Below are 18400 nucleotides of genomic sequence, written 5' to 3' on the forward strand. Positions count from 1 at the left end.
CGCTGGCTCACACTTTGATTTTTTCATGATCAAAAAAAATCCGCTATTCAATGGAATAGCGGATTTTTAGTGATACAACTTCAGTGTTAAATAAAGGTGTTTTCGACTTCTTTTTTGACAAAATCTAAGTCAGATGCAGGCTCGCCAACAAGAACCATATAGGCATTTGCTGTTTGAAAGCTTTGTCCTTTGTATTGATTGTCTGCAAAGGCTTCTTCTAATACCATGCGACTTTCAGCAGGCACAATAAATAAAGTGACTTTATTACCTAATTCATCCGCCATCACCAAGTGCAGTGATTTTACCCCTTGGAAATCACAATATGAGGTGTAAAACACTCGTCCCGGTTGTTTGATGAATTTAGAGTCGCTCAGACCTTTTAGGCTAGCCAGTTTAAAATTAACATCATTAAAGCCTATGTCTTGTTCCATCACTAATGCTTTAGTTTCATGGTGAACGTGTGCTAATGAGTTCTCAGATAAATTCACTGGGGTAAACCGTAACATGCTAAAACTGACGCCCACGACAAAAGCAACCGATGCTGCCATGGCCATCATATATCGGCCACGCTTTTTGGTCTGTTGGTGTTGGCTTAATTGCTGTCGCAATAATAATTTATCAGCCAGTCCTTCAGGTACATCAATAGCCAATGCCTGAGTCAATTTTTGGTCAAATGCTTTTAGGTCTTTGACAAATTTAGCATCGTCTTCATTTTCAGCAAGGTGCGCTAAAAACTCGTCGGATTGATTGTTTGGATCGCCATATGCTTGACGACGAAATTGTAGATCATCCATTTGATTGACCTCTTACCTCTGGTGCTTCTAATGCTTCTTTTAATTGGTTTCTAGCTCTGAATAGGCGCGTCATGACCGTATTGCGGTTCAATTCGAGCATATCGGCAATTTCATCGCCACTAAATCCACCAATCAGTTGCAATAACAAAGGTTCTCGGTATTCGATATCGAGCTTACCTATTTGGCGACGAAGCCAATATTGTTCTGTTTGATCTTCATTACTTGACGAAAAAACATCTTCAAGTAACTCTTGTTCAACATCACTATAGTCAAATTGTTTGCGCTCAAAACGTCTGGCATTTTCCCGTCGTAAAATGGTAATGAGCCAGGCTTTTGCGGCTTTATCATCTTTTAAAGAATCCAAAGCACGCCACGCTCGTAAGAACGTTTCTTGAGTGATATCTTCTGCAACATGTTTATCTCCGCATAGCCAAAAGGCGTAACGGAAAATGTCGGTGTGAAGTGCCCTGACAAGGCTATCGTATCGTCGTTGTTTTGTTACCATGTCAGATAAGACCGCGACATCTGTCTTTTTCTTTCGTAGGGATCCGAACATTTTTTAACTTTTTTTAGTTAAACATGTCCAGTAGCTTAAAAAGCCCGAGCGGCAATAGCAAGATAAATCACCTCAGCACCATCGTTGATGCTTTACTTAGCCGTTACTGGACACTGAGGTGAAAGACTAAGCCATTAAGGATTTAGGTCTGCGATGAGGGATGTTGATTTGGAATGAGGCTGCTCTTTATACGCCAAAATAGCATCCATCAATGATTTTTTATCCATCGCTTGAGGCTGGCGGCTGTATTTGTCTGCTTGCAATTTATTAATGGCAAGGGCTAAAGCCGGTGATAATTCGCTGATTTGGCTTAAGGTCATGGCTGAACCACAACGTTCGCTAAAATAGGCTTGTACTGCAGTAATGGCCGCGCTGCTGTCATTTCTGTCACATGCATGAATAATCGCGTTTAGCCCTGTGGTGGCTGTTTTTCGCGGTGTATTCGCTTTTTTTGGGCTTTCATCTGGGTTGAATAAGTAACTTGCCGCCACCGCTCTGCGCCATAACACGAGAGTGATTAACCACAGCACCGCAAACACAGCACTGACGATTGGCCAGTATTCACTGTTTGTTGTTGGAGTGAAACTATCTGCTGCGGGAATATCGGTAGTGGTTGCGCTACTGCCAATCACTGTGATGGTGCGTTGTGGCAAGGTGGCAAACTGTTGCTTTTTAAGGTGCGGGTTCCACCATGGCACGCGAATTTCAGGTAGGACATACGTGCCAGGTTTTGTTGGCACTATGGCGGTCGTCAGGCTGTATTGCGACACCACTTGATTGTCGCGCACAAAAGTTTGTCTAAGCGGTTTTTCTGGGTATGCTTTCAATCCTTCCGCTAGCGGGATATCAATATCGGGCAGGCTAGTGTCGTCAGTATTAGAGGCAATAAGGCTAATGGTACGGGTAATTGGGCTACCGACCTCAAATTCGGTGACATCTTCTGGCCAGGTTTCTTTTAACATGGCGATGTCGCTCACCAACCATTTACCTTGATAACTGGGTGGTGTTGAGTTGATTTGAATCACCTCACGCTCGGCTTCTGTTTGCATCGGTCGGCTTTCATTAAAGCCAAACATGCCACCACGACGCTGCGCTTCAACTAAGACATCACCGGAAAAACTTGCGCCATTGATGACAAGCTCGCCAGGCAGATCGGCAATAATGCCGTAGGTGCGCTCAATGACTCTAAAGCGACGTCCGTCGAGTATTTCACTGCCGTCTTTGTCTTCGCCAATTTGTTTAATTTGAGCGCCTTCAACGGCGGGGGCACTTAATACGCCGCGCTGTAGCTCTACTGCCAGATATAATTTAACTTTGTATGTAATTAATTGGCCCACATACGCTTCAGAAGCATTGGTTTGTACTTTAATGAAGACATTTTGTACTTCATCTGCTGATGCGCCCGATGGCATCACTTTCAAGGCAATGGGTGTTGAGCTGACATCTTTGATATTAAATGCTGGGATGATGACAGTCCCGGTGGTTTTTGGCGACAATAAGACTTGCCAGCGGGTTTCGCGCGTGGTGTCAAAGTTAACCATTTTAGTGCTGCGACCGACGCTGGTTCTACCCACAATAAAATCATCAAGTAAGACGGATGTGTCGAGTGCACCGGCATTGAGATCGTCATCGGCCACGATATCCAATACAAAGTATTCACCTTCAGCCACGGGATTTCTATCGACGGTGGCTTGCACTTGGCTAAGTGCAAAAGCGGGTGAAGCAATAATAAATAGCAATAGGCTAAATAGAGTTCTGATTACCACTGTTCATTATCCTTTGACGGTTGACTATTTTGACGACGCTTTTGATATTCAAGCTGCATTTTGTTGCGAATGAGCACTTGTGGATCTTCGTTTATGGCACGTAATGCCCGTTGCATATCTGCAGGTAAATCATTTGGATTCACTTGCGATGCTGAAATCACTTCAGAAGATGTTTCTGATGGTTTTTCTGTCGGCGCTTGTGGCGCTGCGTTTGCACTCATTTGCTGCTGTTGTTGGTTAGTTTGTTCTTCGGCGGCTTCAGTTGCAGCTTGCATGCTGGCTTCGTTACTTAATGGTTCACTGTCGCTAGGCTGTTGGCCTGTTTGTTGTGACTGTGGATCATTTTGCCCGCTGTCGGCAGCAGATTGCTCATTTGACGCTGGGTTATTGTCATTAGGCTGTTGCTCTTTATCCGCTTGTTGTTCAGAGCCTGATTGTTGCTGGCTATCTTGCTGTGAATCATCTGAAGCATTGCTTTGTGATTGATTACTTTGTTGGTCATTGTTTTGTGATTGATTGCTTTGTGAGTCATTAGCCTGCTCACTCGCATCATCTTGCGGCGATTGCTGTTGTTGATTGTCAGCATCGCTTTGTTGATTATTGTCTGATTGCTGCCCGTCTTGTTGATTGTCGGCCTCATCAGATTGTGATTGCTCAGACGATGATGACTTGTCTTGGCTAGATTGATCTGAGTTTGAATCGTTTGATTGCTCACCCTCGCCAGATTCATCTTGATTTGACGATTGTTCTTTTTGTTGATCACGTTTCTTTTTTGCGACTTCTAAATTTTGTTGAGCTTCAGTAAAAGGTGATTGTAATTCAATAGCTTGCTGATAACGCTTAATGGCTTCTTGGTAGTCGCTTAGTTGCATTAATGCATTACCCTGATTATATAAACCATTGGCGCTGCTATCTTGCTCAAAACCTTCAAGGGCTTGCTGATAATCACCGGCTTTGTAATGTGCAGATGCCTGCCATTGTGGATCTTTAAAGGTATCAGCGGCTTGGGTAAAGTCGCCTTGTTCAAACGCCGATTGTGCTTGTTGATCTTGAGTCTGCCATAAGTCTTGCCATAGCGATGCGTGTGCAGGTTGGCTATTGATAGCCGTTAACCCCATAAGGCTGCCAAGTAAAAAAGCGGGATTTAATAGAAGTGTCAATAATCCCTGGCGAAAACTGATGAGCATAGGTAATACCAATAACATTGCGAGGTAAGGTCCTAAATCTTGCCAAGATTCACCGGCAAGTTCTGTTTCGGTGGCATCACCATCAATGGCTAACCAGTCGGTGAGCGTGTTGATATCGCTGCCGTCGGTTTGTGCGGGCACTAAAATCCCTTGGTGTTGTTGAGCTAACTTTTGTAATAAACCGTAATCTGTTTTAGCCACCACCACTTCATTGCTGTTGTCGCGCAGTAATTGGCCATCACCTAAACTAATTGGCGCACCTTGTTTACTTCCAAATGCCATAATGGATAAGCGGTAGCGGCTATTTTTTAATGCTTTAGCGGCTTGATTGAATTGGGCATCTGACACTCCGTCGGTCATTAAAATAATATCACCACGTACATGTCCGCCTTGCGCCAGTAGATTTTCGGCAAGTGTCAGTGCTGAAGAGAGGTTAGATCCTTTTGTCGGCATAATCTCTGGTGATAGTGTCGGTAATAAATTAAGAATGGTTGCCGTGTCGCGGGTTAAAGGACTGATGGTATATGCATCACCAGCGTAGGCAATAAGGCCGGTTTCACCTTCTTTTAACTCTGCTAATAAGTCAGTGGCTCTAAAGCGCGCATAGGACAAACGGTTGGGACTTAAATCGGTGGCGTACATCGATAATGACATGTCCATGATCAACACTCGGCCTTGCTCTGTTGCAAATACGGGTAAGTTTTGTTTATTAACAGCAGGTCCCGCTAAGGCAATAACCGCGATAATCCAGCACGCGATTAACAACCATTTAGGCTGGCTTTTATTGTCTGTACCTTGCGTGATTAACAGCTGACTTAGATGAGGCGCGATATATTGCTTCCACGCCGACTGCTGGCTGTGTCTGCGCCAAAAAAATAAGCTGACTAAGGCTACTGGGAGTAGGGCAAATAGCCACTCTGGTCGAATAAAATGCAACATAATCAGTTTGTCTCCTTGGTTTTAGGAGTAAAAACCGTTGGCCATTGCTGTTGTAACACAATGAATAAACTGATGAGCAATGACAATAATAAAGGCCAATAGAACAATTCACTTTTAGGGCGATAGCTCAGTTGGTCGCGACTGACCGGTTCTAGTTTATCGATTTGTTGATAAATGCTGTTTAACTCTTCACTGTTGCGGGCTCTGAAATAATAACCATTGGTCATTTCGGCTAATTTTTTCAATTGCGTTTCATCTAAATCCATTGAGGGGTTAATGCGTTCTTTACCAAAGATAGTGCGGCGTTCAAGTACTTCTGCACCGACACCAATAGTGTAAATGGTGATGTTACGCTTAGCTGCAATTTGCGCTGCCACTTCAGGTTCAATATTACCAGCGTTGTTTGAGCCGTCGGTTAATAAAATTAATACGCGGTTACTCTCGTCGACTTGATCGAAGCGTTTTACCGCCAATGCGATAGCTTCGCCAATTGCCGTTTGTTTACCGACTAAACCAATTTGGGCATCGTCTAAAAAAGTCGCTACTGAGCGTCTGTCTTGGGTTAAGGGTGCTTGCAAATAAGCATGATCGGCAAACAAGATAAGCCCGAGTCGGTCGCCTTTACGACGCTCAATAAAATCACTGAGTACGTGTTGAATTAAGGTAAAGCGATTAACGGTTTGGCCATTAATTTCCATGTCTTCAATTTGCATGCTACCTGAAAGGTCAACGGCCATCATTAAATCACGGCCTTTTGAAGGCAACTCAATGGGATCGCCTAACCATTGCGGTCTGGCGATGGCAAGTAATAACAAGGTCCACATTACCCAGTAACGTTTTCGGCTTTGTTTATTTTTATGGGTATGAGTCACCGTGGTGGTTGTCGCAATACCGGGTATGTGTAAGTGTCCGCCGACATCAGTGGTTTTGGTTTGTTTTATCAAAAGTGGTAAAGGCAGTAACAGCAGTAACCATGGCCAATATAAAGCTAACATTAGGCCTCCTGCACATTATTGTTAAGCGTTAACGAAGCGTCGCTAAAGGTGTGTTTGTTGCTAAGCCATGTTTTTGCAAGTGACGCCAATTGCTGTTTTTCGTCCAACGTTAGACCACTGGCCTGGTGACGCTTAACCAGTAATGGGCCTATGATTTGCTGTTGTTTGTCAGGCAGGCGGGTATCTAACCAATCAAACCACGGTTGACCATTGAGTTTGGCTAGGTTTTCGCGAGGTAAATAAGTCATGGCAGTACGTTTAAGTAAGCTGTTGACCTGCGCGGCAAAGCCATCGTCGTTAATATCGTATTGATTCAACAGGGTGAGTGCCATTCTTCTTGGCGCATGATATTGATATTTTTTATAAAATTGATAACCAAGCCAAATCGCAACGGCAATAATGAATACGGCAATTATCCAATAACCGGGTGCGATTGGCATTGAGCTAATCTGTTCAGGAAGTTTGATGTCTTGCAACTGTGCTAATGGCGACGCATTGGCATCGGTTGTTATTGGCGGCATTGGCGAATTTGAGTTTGTCATTTAACGTAAAATATCCAATTGGGCACTGAGCGGTTTTGCTGCATCAATTAATTTAGGTTGTACTTTAATTAAATTCATTAGGTTAATAAATTGCTGTTGTTGTGATTGCTGGTTTGCCAACCATGCTTCATAGCTTTGGCGAGTTAACGATAGCTGTTGTTGACCATCTCGCACGGGTAAAGTGAACTGCTTGGGCAAAGCTAATGTGCCTTGCCTGAGAGGATCGGTGACCAAAAATGCGCCAATATCACAGTGACGAGACAACTCTGTAAGCGGGGCTAAACACTGCTGATTAATATGTTGGCCGTCACTAATAATCCAAATCAATGACCCCGGCTTAGCAATACGTTGTAACCGCTGACACGCTTTAAACATATGGTCAGGGTCTGACACAAGCTGATTAATTTGGCTTAACTGTTGTTGATGAACGTCAATTAACCCTGAGGTTAACTGCAAAATACCCTGGCGACGACTGCGAGGTTTAAGTTCTAAATGAGTAGATTCACTGGCAATCAGTGCGCCTAGGCGGTCGCCATGGTTAATCGCATTCCAGCCTAGCGTAGTGGCAAGGTGAGCAATTTGCACAGATTGCAGTAGGAGTTGTGAGCCAAAATAAGCGCTGTGGCTTAAATCTATTAGCAGCAGAATAGGGCGTTCGCGCTCTTCAACAAACAATTTTGTGTGTGCCACACCAGTACGCGCAGTGACGCGCCAGTCAATAGTGCGGACGTCATCGCCATTTTGGTAATGACGTACTTCAGCAAACTCCATACCGCGACCTTTAATCAGGCTACTACGATGCCCTGACAAGGCGGCTTTAGCCCGCGATTGACGATCGGGGATCGCCCGCGACAGACTTTGGCAGGCAATGAGTTCTTGCTCGGTGAGGTTTACACCATCGCTATAAAGCGGCAATGACTGAGTATCGTGAATCATAGCGCGAGTATACTTACTAATATCAACATGCAATTGCGCCTTTAAGGTACGGCTACTTGGCTAAGAATATGGTTGATAACCTGATCCGCTGTCACACCCTCTGCTTGTGCTTGATAGCTCAATAGCAGACGGTGGCGTAATACATTAGGTGCAACGGCTTGAATATCTTCAGGTGAGACAAAGTCACGGTTGTGTAACCACGCGCGGGCGCGGGCACAGCGCTCTAATGAAATAGTTGCACGCGGACTGACGCCATATTCTAACCATTTGGCTAACTCGGCGCTGTAACGTGCTGGCTGACGAGTGGCCATAATAATTTCAACGATGTACTGCTCTAGCGGATCGGCTAAATAAATCTCTAATGCTTGATCGCGCGCCGCAAAAACATCGGCTTGAGCAACTGGGTCGATTGTTGGCAGTTGATGCGTTTGTGCTTCTTTACGCGATTGACGCAAAATAAGGCACTCAGTTTCGGCACTAGGATAATCAAGGTTTAAGTGCATTAAAAAACGGTCAAGCTGCGCTTCAGGCAGTGGGTACGTGCCTTCGTTTTCTAATGGGTTTTGCGTCGCCATGACTAAAAAGAGTGGTGGTAATGGGTAACTGGTTTTGCCCACTGTCACTTGGCCTTCTGCCATCGCTTCTAATAATGCTGATTGTACTTTTGCCGGTGCACGGTTAATTTCGTCAGCTAAAATAAGATTATGGAAAATCGGCCCCGCTTCAAATTCGAATGTACCGGTTTGTTGACGATAAATATCGGTGCCAGTTAAATCGGCAGGCAATAAGTCTGGCGTAAATTGAATGCGATGAAACTCACCTTCAACCCCGTCACAAAGCGCTTTAACTGCACGGGTTTTTGCTAAACCTGGAGGGCCTTCAACTAATAAGTGGCCATTGGCAATAAGTGCAATTAATAGGTTTTCGGTTAATACGGGCTGACCTAAGACAACAGTATCTAAATAGGCGCGCAGTGAGTGGAAACGACTTAACGGCATAGCTGTACTCAATTTATTTAGTTGGCATTGGGGTTATTGAAGCCTATGTTATGAATTCTATGGGTTTTTGGCTAGTAGGATTAACATATTTTAACTATTAATGAATCAGATAGTTGTAAACGCCTGTTTAAAACTATTCAATAAAAAGTTAGAATCAGATCACACTTTGATGGTCTGACCAGATAATCTGGCAAAATAGAATACTTATCGGCTCTGCCTTGATGAGCTAACAATAATAGAGGATGACATATGAGTGATAGACAACAGGTAACGAATTCCCGGGGCGAACGCATTGCGATTGTTGCCGGTTTACGAACTCCATTTGCTAAACAAGCCACTGCTTTCCATGGTGTTTCTGCGCTGGATATGGGCAAAATGGTGGTGAATGAGTTGCTGTCTCGCTCTGAAATAGACCCTCAACTTATTGAACAATTAGTTTATGGCCAGGTTGTTCAAATGCCTGCAGCGCCAAATATTGCGCGTGAAATCGTATTGGGTACCGGTATGAATGTCACCACCGATGCATATTCAGTTACCCGTGCTTGTGCGACGAGTTTCCAGTCGGCGGTCAACGTGGCTGAGTCAATTATGACCGGAAATATTGAAATTGGTTTAGCGGGTGGGTCAGATTCATCGTCTGTATTACCCATCGGCGTGTCGAAAAAATTAGCTCACGCATTGGTCGACCTTAATAAAGCACGCACATTTAAGCAAAAGTTTGCGATAGCACGTCGTCTCGGCTTAAAAGATTTAATGCCAGTACCGCCAGCGGTAGCAGAATATTCAACCGGTTTGTCTATGGGGCAAACGGCTGAGCAAATGGCTAAGACATACAATATAAGTCGCGCAGATCAAGATGCATTAGCTCATCGTTCACACACTTTAGCGACTGAAACATGGAATTCTGGCGTGCTTCAACAAGAAGTGATGACGGCACACATTCCACCTTATAAACAGTTTATCGACCGCGACAATAATATCCGCGAAAATTCTGTGCTTGAGTCTTATGCCAAATTACGTCCTGCGTTTGACCGCAAGCACGGCACCGTAACAGCCGCAAACAGTACGCCTTTAACCGATGGTGCATCGGCGATTATTTTAATGAGCGAAGGCCGTGCTAAAGCTTTAGGTTATCAACCGATAGGCTACATTAAGAGTTATGCTTTTACCGCTATCGATGTATGGCAAGACATGTTAATGGGCCCGTCTTATGCAACGCCATTAGCGCTTAAGCGTGCGGGTATGGAATTAGAAGATTTAACCTTAATTGAAATGCATGAAGCATTTGCTGCACAAACATTAGCTAACATGCAGATGTTTGGGTCTAAAAAGTTTGCTGAAGAAAAGCTAGGGCGCAATCGCGCGATTGGCGAAATCGATATGAGCAAGTTTAACGTGCTAGGTGGTTCGTTAGCCTATGGTCACCCATTTGCAGCCACTGGCACTCGCTTGATTACTCAAGTGTGTCGTGAACTTAAACGTCGTGGCGGTGGTACTGGTTTGGCAACAGCTTGTGCCGCTGGTGGTTTAGGTGCAGCAATGATTTTAGAGGTGGAGTAATGAGCATGGAAAAGACATTTAATTTAGCGCGTCGTGAAGATGGTATTGCCATTTTAACTATGGATGTTCCTGGTGAAACCATGAACACCTTAAAAGAACAATTTGGGCCTGAAATCACCGAAATACTGGCTGAGATCAAAGCTGACAGTAGCATTAAAGGTTTGGTTGTGACTTCAGGTAAGGCTGATTCGTTCGTTGCTGGCGCTGATATTACCATGCTAGCAGCATGTAAAAGTGAAGCCGACGCGAAAGCTTTGTCTCAACAAGGTCATGTGGTTTTTTCTGAACTTGAAGGGTTGTCTATTCCTGTTGTAGCTGCCATTAATGGTGCGTGTTTAGGTGGCGGTTTAGAGTTAGCGTTAGCGTGTCATTTACGTGTATGCAGTGACGATAAAAAAACCATGCTAGGTGTGCCAGAAGTGCAATTAGGTTTATTGCCTGGTGGCGGTGGAACACAGCGTTTACCACGATTAGTCGGCATTGCGACTGCATTAGATATGATGCTGACTGGCAAACAAATTCGTCCTAAACAAGCGTTAAAAATGGGCTTAGTGAATGACGTTGTGCCAAATTCAATTTTAGTTGAAACCGCAGTAGAGCTTGCTAAAAAAGGCAAGCAAGCTGCTAAGCCTGTTAAGCAATCTAAAATTAACCAGTTTTTAGAGTCTAGTTCGTTTACGCGCGACATCATGTTCGATCAAGCTCGCAAACAAGTGATGAAGAAAACCCAGGGTAATTACCCTGCACCAGCTAAGATCATTGATTGTGTGCGCCAAGGTATGAACAAAGGCATGGTGCAAGGTCTTGAGGTTGAAGCGACTCATTTTGCTAATTTAGTGATGTCAAAAGAATCTGCTGCATTACGTAGTTTGTTTTTTGCCACTACGGAAATGAAGAAAGAAACCGGCGCTGAAGGTGCTGTACCGCGTAAAGTGAAAAAAGTGATGGTGATAGGCGGTGGCTTAATGGGGGGCGGTATTGCCTCTGTTACCACGACCAAAGCGAAAATTCCTGCTCGTGTTAAAGATATTTCAGAGCAGGGTTTAAGCAACGCATTATCGTATGCTTATAAATTATTAGATAAAGGCGTTAAACGTCGTCATATGACGCCAATTGCCCGTGACAATATTATGTCGTTGATGACCACAACCACAGAATACACCGGCATCAAAGACGCTGATATTGTTGTTGAAGCGGTATTTGAAGACTTAGCGCTTAAGCATCAGATGGTTAAAGATGTAGAGCGTGAATGTGGTGAACATACTATTTTTGCATCAAACACCTCATCATTACCTATTGGTCAAATTGCTGCAGCGGCAAGTCGCCCTGAAAATGTGATTGGTTTGCATTACTTCTCTCCGGTAGAAAAAATGCCGTTAGTTGAAGTCATTGCCCATAAAACCACGTCGCCTGAAACTATTGCTACGACAGTGGCATTTGCACGCAAACAGGGTAAAACCCCGATTGTTGTTCAAGACGGTGCCGGTTTTTATGTTAACCGTATCTTAGCCTTGTATATGAACGAAGCCGCTCAACTGTTATTAGAAGGTCAGCGCATTGAGCATTTAGATCGTGCTCTAGTGAAGTTTGGTTTCCCTGTCGGCCCGATGACATTACTTGATGAAGTAGGCATCGACGTTGGCGCTAAGATTTCACCTATTTTAGAGAAAGAGCTCGGTGAGCGATTTAAAGCACCTGCCGCGTTTGATAAGTTATTGGCTGACGATCGCAAGGGTCGCAAAAATGGTAAAGGCTTCTATCAATATGGCCCTAAAGCCAAAAAAGCAAAACTGGTTGATGAGTCGGTTTACAAAGTGCTCGATATCTTAATTGCTTCAGATAAAGAATCTAAAGATGTCGCTGAACGTTGTACCATCCAAATGCTAAACGAAGCGGTTCGTTGTTTAGAAGAGGGCATCATCGCTTCTGCAAGAGATGGTGATATTGGGGCAATCTTTGGTATTGGATTCCCACCATTCTTAGGTGGACCGTTCCGTTATATCGACACATTGGGTGCTAAGAACCTGGTCGACACATTACATGGATACCAGTCACTTTACGGTGATCGTTTTGCGCCGTGTGACACACTAGTCAAGATGGCGAGTGACGGCAACCAGTTTTACAATAGCTAATTACTGAAAGACGTTAACCTAAAACCGCTCATCATGAGCGGTTTTTTATTACCCAATTATTAGCAGTATAAAGATACCATCGCTCGGTAAGAATTAAGGGTGTGCTTGTTTGCGGAAAGGCCTGATAATAAAAATCATCATTTCTGATTCAGTTGCCATAAAAGATGTGATCAAAATACATACGGAGTCTATTTTTGCCGATTAGCGGTGCGTCAAACTTTTGACCTACCTTTATTTTGGCAAGTAACAATCCGGCAACAATTTGCCGCTTATTTGTTATCGTATGGCATACCTTTGCCTGATTTTTAATCGAATAACGTCATTAGTTAGAGTGTGATACTCATTCTTTAGTCTAATCTTTTGGTTTAACGTTTTAGTTTAAAAAGGCTGATTTGTTTTGATTGTCTAGAGTGCCTTGAGTGTATAATGAGTGAGTTCAACTTCCTGAGGTTTGATAACTTCTTTGGTGTACGTCCTAAGGACGATATTTTTGATAGCAGAGGTTAGTAGTATGCCGGTGAGTTTGTTGGTGATTCTTGTATTATCGAGTGCAAGCAGTTGTATTGCATTTGCATTAGCAGCTTATAAGCAAGGATTAGCGGTGAAACGATGGGCATGCTTAGCATTGTTACTCGGTCCGCTGACTTATCCCTTATTTAGCGCTCATAAGCGTCTTGCTGATGTAAAGTTATTGCGTTACGGAAAGTATCGAATCGAATGCTAATGATTACGGATTACGGATTAATGATTGCTGATAGTCATAATGTAGATTAACAAAAAAGGAGCATAAGCTCCTTTTTTATTGGGTATCACGATTGGACATCGTGTGAATTACTTCCACCAAGCTTTGGCTTGGATAACTTCTAAATGATTCAACCCTTCAGGTAGTTTCACCTTTTTACGTGCCGGTTTGGCTAAACCAAGTGCGATTTTAAGAGAAGTAAACATCATATTCTCCTTAAGCTGTTTGGGTGTTTAAGACTTTCACGTTAGGAAAACCAGCGGTTTGGGTTTCTAGAACTTTAACGTTAGGGAAACCAGCTGTTTGGGTTTCTAGAACTTTAACGTTAGGGAAACCAGCGGTTTGGGTGTCTAGGACTTTCACGTTAGGAAAACCAGCAGTTTGTGTTTCTAGAACTTTAACGTTAGGGAAACCAGCGGTTTGGGTTTCTAGAACTTTAACGTTAGGGAAACCAGCGGTTTGGGTTTCTAAAACTTTAACGTTAGGGAAACCAGCAGTTTGGGTTTCTAAAACTTTAACGTTAGGGAAACCAGCAGTTTGGGTTTCTAAAACTTTAACGTTAGGAAAACCAGCAGTTTGGGTTTCTAAAACTTTAACGTTAGGGAAACCAGCGGTTTGGGTGTCTAGAACTTTAACGTTAGGGAAACCAGCCGTTTTTACATTATCGATCATTTCGAAACTTCCAACAGACAATGCAGATAAAACCGCTAATGTAATTATTCCTTTAATCATTTTTATTCTCTCTTTTATAATTCAAGCTCAGGGTTAAATAACAATATTATTTTGACAACTGAGTTTTAATTAGCATTTACCATGCCAAATCTTAAAGAGAATGATTTATTTTTTCATTATTGTCTGTTCAAACGTATCAAATTTGAGTTTCTCTGCTGTGAGCATTAATTCAAAGTCAGCTTCCTTTATTGGTTTGCTGTATATATATCCTTGAATTTCTTCGCAATTTAATGCTTTTAGTATGTTAAGTTGTGCAGTTTGTTCTACCCCTTCACCAACAACCGTTAAACCCATATTGTGCGCAATGGTAATAATTGAATCGACCATTTTAAGGTCGCGATCAGACTTGTCGATATCATCAACAAAAGTCTTATCAATTTTTAAACAATTAATTGGGAAGCGTTTTAAATACGATAATGATGAGTAACCGGTACCAAAATCATCCAGTGCCAAGCTAATGCCCATCTTAGCCAGCTGCTGCATCACCTTAATGGCTTGTTCAGGGTTTTTAATTACAGTGCCTTCTGTTATTTCTAACTCTAAATGCTTTGCTGGCAGTTTTGTCAGTCGTAAAATTGACTCTATACGTTGTTGCAAGTCTGTGAGAGCAAACTGTTTTGACGATAAATTAACAGCAACACGGCCCGTAAATAATCCAGACTCCAACCATTTTTGCGCAGCAAAACAGGCTTTGCGTAATACCACATCACCAATTTCTACAATAAGACCATTTTCTTCAGCTAATGGAATAAATTCATTGGGGCCAATCAAACCTAGCGTTGGGTGATTTAAGCGAACCAGCGCTTCCATGCCTGTGAGGCGATCTTTTTTAACGTCAATTTTAGGTTGATAGTAAACCTCAAATAAGTCGTCTTTTAATGCTTCTCTAATCAGATTTTCAATTTCTAATTGGCGCAAGGCATTTTGGTTTAATGATTCTGAGTAGAATTGATAACGACTCCCACCTGCGGATTTAGCATGATACATCGCGATATCGGCTTTACGCAGTAAGGCTTGCTCATTTTGTTCATCTTCAGGATAGAGCACTATCCCAATACTGATCCCCAATACCAGTGATTCGTTGTTCAGATTAAATGCGGGTTTTAAACAATTAATCACTTGAGTGGCGATAGCGGCACATGAACCGATATCTGGATGCTGATCAACAAGCAGGGCAAATTCATCTCCGCCCAATCGATAAAGACTTGCGTGCTTGGGTATGGCTAGTTTGATCCGCTCTGCAACGCCAATCAATAAATCATCACCGATTTGATGCCCTAACGAATCATTTATGCGCTTAAAATTATCTAAATCCAACACCATCAGAGTATGGTGAATGTCTTTCTTAACCAGGTTACTTAAAGTAACTTGTAAGCTCGAGCGGTTAGGTAATCCGGTTAGCAAGTCATTGTTAGTTAGTTTCCTAAGCTCTTCTTCTTGTTGCTTACGGCGGGTAATGTCTGAGAACACTCCCACGTAATGACTGGTTTCGCCTTGCTCGTTGTAGATGGCGTCAATGGTGATCTCCATCAAGAAAAAATCATCTGTACCTTTGCAAGATTCAATTTCGCCACTCCAACGACCCTGTTGTTTTAGGATTGTGCGAATTTGTTCTGAATAACTGTCAGGGTAACGATTAAAACTCAGTGTTTCGTTGAGGTACTTCTCTTGAGTCGATGCGGTTAGTTCACAACAAGCATCATTGACTTCAACAAACTGGTATTTTTCGTTGAGGATGAACATTCCTTCTGAAATGTTTTCAATGGCGCGAGCAAATAGTCGCAGTTGTTCTTCGGCTTGCTTAATATTATTGATATCTTTAATCGTGCCTGTCATACGTAACGGCTGATCTTTTTGGTCGCGCTCTACAATTTTAGCGCGGTCTAAAATCCATACCCATTGCTGGTTACGTGCTTTCACCCGATATGCTATTTCGAAATGATCTGTTAACGCATTAAAATGATCATTTAGGGCTTTAGTGACACGCTCTCTATCGAGTGGGTGAATATTACTTTCTTCGTCAGGGTTTCCTGAACGGCGACCGTCTTGAGGGAAGTCTAATGAGCCCCATATATTAGAGCGATAAATTTTGCCACTTTCAATATCCCAATCCCACATTTCATCGCCACTGCCCCAAAGTGATAACTTTAACCTTTCTTCACTCTGAGCGATTTGTTTTTGTATTTGCCGGCGTTTATTAATGGTTCTAAAAATTAGAAATATAAAAAGAAATAAAACTATCGTATAAATAAAAATTGCTAAATTTGAAGACCACCAAGGAGGCGTAATTTTTATTTTTAAAGTTTTTATTTCAGTTTTTTCATTGTTAAATAAGTCTACACCATATACTTTAAACGTATAATTTCCTTTGGACAAATTTGTATAGGTCGCAGAGTTATTTCCTTTTGATGAAAGCCAGTTTGTTTCTAGATCTTCGAGAAAGTAATAAAACTCAACGTTTTCATTACTAAGACCATTGATATTAAATTCAATTGTGAATGGATAATCTGAGTATTTTAATGTTATTTCTTTAGTGTTGTTCAGCGGTTTTTTTAGGATGCCGCCATCATTCTGTATTATGTTATTAAATAAGTATAAATTGTTTAAATTTATTTTCTTTATTATTTTGTTATTTGAAGTTGAGTTTATTAACTCTTCTGGGTTTAAGAGGCTTAACCCAGTGGTTGAACCTAAGATTATATTGCTACCTATTATAATGCTCGATTGAACATTATAATCATCTGCAGCACCATTGCTTTTTTTTAATGATAAGATTTTGTCTTGAGATGTTATTGTTATCTCGCCACTAGAACTCGAGGTTAAAATGTTGTTTTTATTTATTAGTGAGTATGTCAGTTTTTTGTTTTCAGATATTTTTTTTACAAAAAAAGTTTTAGTATTTATTTTGTATATCGATGTTCTTCCACCAAAAATAATATTTTCATTTAAATTCAGTAAATTGATCGCAAAATCAGTATTAAATACGTTTGTAGTAATCCCATTGTCATAAATTAATATTCCACTTTGAGATGCTATCCATAGTTTACCATCAATTATTAAGGTGTCGTGGACGGGGTAATTTGTTTTAGTATCTATGATTTTTGTTATTTTATTTTTTTTTATAAATAAAATTTTACCATCAAATGTACCTGCAATAAATTTATTTTCTCCTAGATTTTTTAAATGAGTTATATGACCTTTTATTAAATTTTCTTTCTTGTTGCTACCTAGATCTATTGATACCAGTTCATTGTCATTACCTACATATAACCATTCTTCTGATGATGCGATTAACTTGTAACCTTCAGTTAGTTTTATATCTATTTTTTTTCTTTCTTTCAGAGTCAAAGAGTATGTTGAAATAAAACTTTCATCTGACGCAATAAAAATTCTTGAAGAGTTTTTAGATATTGACCATATGTTTTCTTCTGGAATGTTTATTTTTTTTACATAGTTGTTATTTTCTTTTATCGATAAAAAACCTCTATCAAGATCTGAGATATATATATTGTCGTTTTCTGATTGTATATATATTTTTTTAGAGTTTAGTGATGTATTATTAATGTCGCCGAGAGCATTAAGTGTAATAAGATCTTTTGTTTTATAGAGCTTATTCCCAATAAGTATGGTTAATAGTTCACTTTTATCTTTTTTTTGTGAGATACTATTAATTATAAGATTGCTGACTTTAATTAATTTCTCACTTTCTTTATCTATTTTGTATATCCCTGAATTGTTGATTAAAAAGATGTCATTCCCTATTCGTATTAGTTCATTTGAGTGTTCGCTAATTACTTCGTGTTTTTCATCTTTAATCTTTAATATTGTTCCATCGTAATTTCTAATGTATACACTATTTTTACTAGGTATTACCTTTTTAATTTCTTTTATACTTTTGTCATAGTAATCTAATGTGATTTTTTTTAATTTATTGTTAACTATTACAAATCTGTTATGTAACCCAATGGTAATGTTTTCATTCAGTTCGTCTAATGACCAAATTGGCTCATTATTTATACTATGACTAAAGCTAGGGGTTATAAAGTTATCTAGTTCAGGGTTGTACTGGACAAGGCCTTTGTCAGTACCGATTAAGATATCGCCATCATTTGTTGTTAATATATTTCGAATAAATGAACTAGGTAGGCCTGAATTGTTTTCATGTGCAAAATATTGTTTAAATTTATTACCATCAAATCGATTAAGACCGTTTAAGGTTCCAACCCAAACAAATCCTTCATTATCTTCAGCAATACTCGTCACGGTTCCTTGGGATAGCCCCTCTTTAACTGTGTACGAATTGTAGTTGAGAGAAATGTCGAATTCAGACTCAGTGAATGCTTTAGTTTGCGATGAACTAAAAAGAGTTAAGATAGAAATCAATGTAAAGAGTAAAATTTTAGGCATAATTGTTATTTTTGTTCTCAGTCGATGCCGCAATAAAATAGAATAATTGTCTACTTTTTCAGAAACCTGCGTCTTTGTCAAAAGCATGTTAACAAAAAAAACGAGATTGGTAGA

The 18400-nt window shown here is 41.1% G+C and carries 13 protein-coding genes; 3 read left to right on the plus strand and 10 right to left on the minus strand.

Going from position 1 to position 18400, the window contains the following annotated elements:
* Positions 1-86: 86 nt before the first annotated feature.
* The 8 genes from AC19MV_RS00200 to AC19MV_RS00235 form a co-directional block, all read right to left on the minus strand.
* Complete coding sequence (locus AC19MV_RS00200) at positions 87-794, minus strand: DUF3379 domain-containing protein (RefSeq protein ID WP_160055596.1); 708 nt, start codon at positions 792-794, stop codon at positions 87-89.
* Positions 787-1350: a sigma-70 family RNA polymerase sigma factor gene (locus AC19MV_RS00205; RefSeq protein ID WP_432401792.1), complete on the minus strand. Its 564-nt coding sequence runs from the start codon at positions 1348-1350 to the stop codon at positions 787-789. Before AC19MV_RS00205 ends, AC19MV_RS00200 begins: the two co-directional genes overlap by 8 nt.
* 134 nt (positions 1351-1484) lie before the next feature.
* The gene (locus tag AC19MV_RS00210; protein ID WP_498305141.1) at positions 1485-3116 is read right to left on the minus strand and encodes a BatD family protein; all 1632 of its coding nucleotides are present in this window, start codon (positions 3114-3116) and stop codon (positions 1485-1487) included.
* Positions 3110-5242, minus strand: coding sequence for a VWA domain-containing protein (locus tag AC19MV_RS00215; RefSeq protein WP_498305143.1), 2133 nt, complete (start codon positions 5240-5242; stop codon positions 3110-3112). Before AC19MV_RS00215 ends, AC19MV_RS00210 begins: the two co-directional genes overlap by 7 nt.
* A gap of 2 nt (positions 5243-5244) precedes the next feature.
* Positions 5245-6237 carry a vWA domain-containing protein gene (locus AC19MV_RS00220; protein WP_432401796.1) on the minus strand — a complete coding sequence of 331 codons (993 nt, stop codon included), beginning with the start codon at positions 6235-6237 and terminating at the stop codon, positions 5245-5247.
* A complete protein-coding gene (locus AC19MV_RS00225; RefSeq protein ID WP_498305145.1) occupies positions 6237-6779 on the minus strand; it encodes a DUF4381 domain-containing protein in 543 nt (180 codons plus the stop codon). The genes AC19MV_RS00220 and AC19MV_RS00225 overlap by 1 nt, the downstream gene beginning before the upstream one ends.
* Positions 6780-7715 (minus strand): DUF58 domain-containing protein, encoded by a 936-nt coding sequence (locus AC19MV_RS00230; protein ID WP_498305147.1) that lies wholly within the window; start codon positions 7713-7715, stop codon positions 6780-6782.
* Positions 7716-7756: 41 nt separating this feature from the next.
* Positions 7757-8713 (minus strand): AAA family ATPase, encoded by a 957-nt coding sequence (locus AC19MV_RS00235; RefSeq protein WP_432401802.1) that lies wholly within the window; start codon positions 8711-8713, stop codon positions 7757-7759.
* 249 nt (positions 8714-8962) lie between these two features.
* Between AC19MV_RS00235 and fadI the strand changes: the two genes are divergently transcribed.
* The 3 genes from fadI (at position 8963) to AC19MV_RS00250 (ending at position 13129) form a co-directional block, all read left to right on the plus strand.
* Positions 8963-10273 carry an acetyl-CoA C-acyltransferase FadI gene (gene fadI, locus AC19MV_RS00240; RefSeq protein ID WP_432401804.1) on the plus strand — a complete coding sequence of 437 codons (1311 nt, stop codon included), beginning with the start codon at positions 8963-8965 and terminating at the stop codon, positions 10271-10273.
* A gap of 5 nt (positions 10274-10278) precedes the next feature.
* Entirely contained in the window at positions 10279-12405 is a 2127-nt protein-coding gene (gene fadJ, locus AC19MV_RS00245; protein ID WP_498305149.1) for a fatty acid oxidation complex subunit alpha FadJ, read from the plus strand.
* Between the two features lie 490 nt (positions 12406-12895).
* A complete protein-coding gene (locus AC19MV_RS00250; RefSeq protein ID WP_498305151.1) occupies positions 12896-13129 on the plus strand; it encodes a hypothetical protein in 234 nt (77 codons plus the stop codon).
* Positions 13130-13363: 234 nt separating this feature from the next.
* Here AC19MV_RS00250 and AC19MV_RS00255 read toward each other — a convergent pair whose 3' ends face one another.
* Both AC19MV_RS00255 and AC19MV_RS00260 read right to left on the minus strand, forming a co-directional pair.
* Complete coding sequence (locus AC19MV_RS00255; RefSeq protein ID WP_498305153.1) at positions 13364-13879, minus strand: hypothetical protein; 516 nt, start codon at positions 13877-13879, stop codon at positions 13364-13366.
* A 105-nt stretch (positions 13880-13984) separates the two neighbouring features.
* Positions 13985-18142 carry an EAL domain-containing protein gene (locus AC19MV_RS00260; RefSeq protein ID WP_498305155.1) on the minus strand — a complete coding sequence of 1386 codons (4158 nt, stop codon included), beginning with the start codon at positions 18140-18142 and terminating at the stop codon, positions 13985-13987.
* Between the last annotated feature and the right edge of the window lie 258 nt (positions 18143-18400).

This window comes from Shewanella sp. MF05913, assembly GCF_059758095.1.

Bases quoted from the DNA above. Each gene is read 5' to 3' on its own strand.
- fadJ (WP_498305149.1), top strand. From the start codon at position 10,279: ATGGAAAAGACATTTAATTTAGCGCGTCGTGAAGATGGTATTGCCATT.
- AC19MV_RS00230 (WP_498305147.1), bottom strand. From the start codon at position 7,715: ATGATTCACGATACTCAGTCATTGCCGCTTTATAGCGATGGTGTAAAC.
- AC19MV_RS00200 (WP_160055596.1), bottom strand. From the start codon at position 794: ATGGATGATCTACAATTTCGTCGTCAAGCATATGGCGATCCAAACAAT.
- AC19MV_RS00255 (WP_498305153.1), bottom strand. From the start codon at position 13,879: ATGATTAAAGGAATAATTACATTAGCGGTTTTATCTGCATTGTCTGTT.
- AC19MV_RS00215 (WP_498305143.1), bottom strand. From the start codon at position 5,242: ATGTTGCATTTTATTCGACCAGAGTGGCTATTTGCCCTACTCCCAGTA.
- fadI (WP_432401804.1), top strand. From the start codon at position 8,963: ATGAGTGATAGACAACAGGTAACGAATTCCCGGGGCGAACGCATTGCG.
- AC19MV_RS00220 (WP_432401796.1), bottom strand. From the start codon at position 6,237: ATGTTAGCTTTATATTGGCCATGGTTACTGCTGTTACTGCCTTTACCA.
- AC19MV_RS00235 (WP_432401802.1), bottom strand. From the start codon at position 8,713: ATGCCGTTAAGTCGTTTCCACTCACTGCGCGCCTATTTAGATACTGTT.
- AC19MV_RS00205 (WP_432401792.1), bottom strand. From the start codon at position 1,350: ATGTTCGGATCCCTACGAAAGAAAAAGACAGATGTCGCGGTCTTATCT.
- AC19MV_RS00225 (WP_498305145.1), bottom strand. From the start codon at position 6,779: ATGACAAACTCAAATTCGCCAATGCCGCCAATAACAACCGATGCCAAT.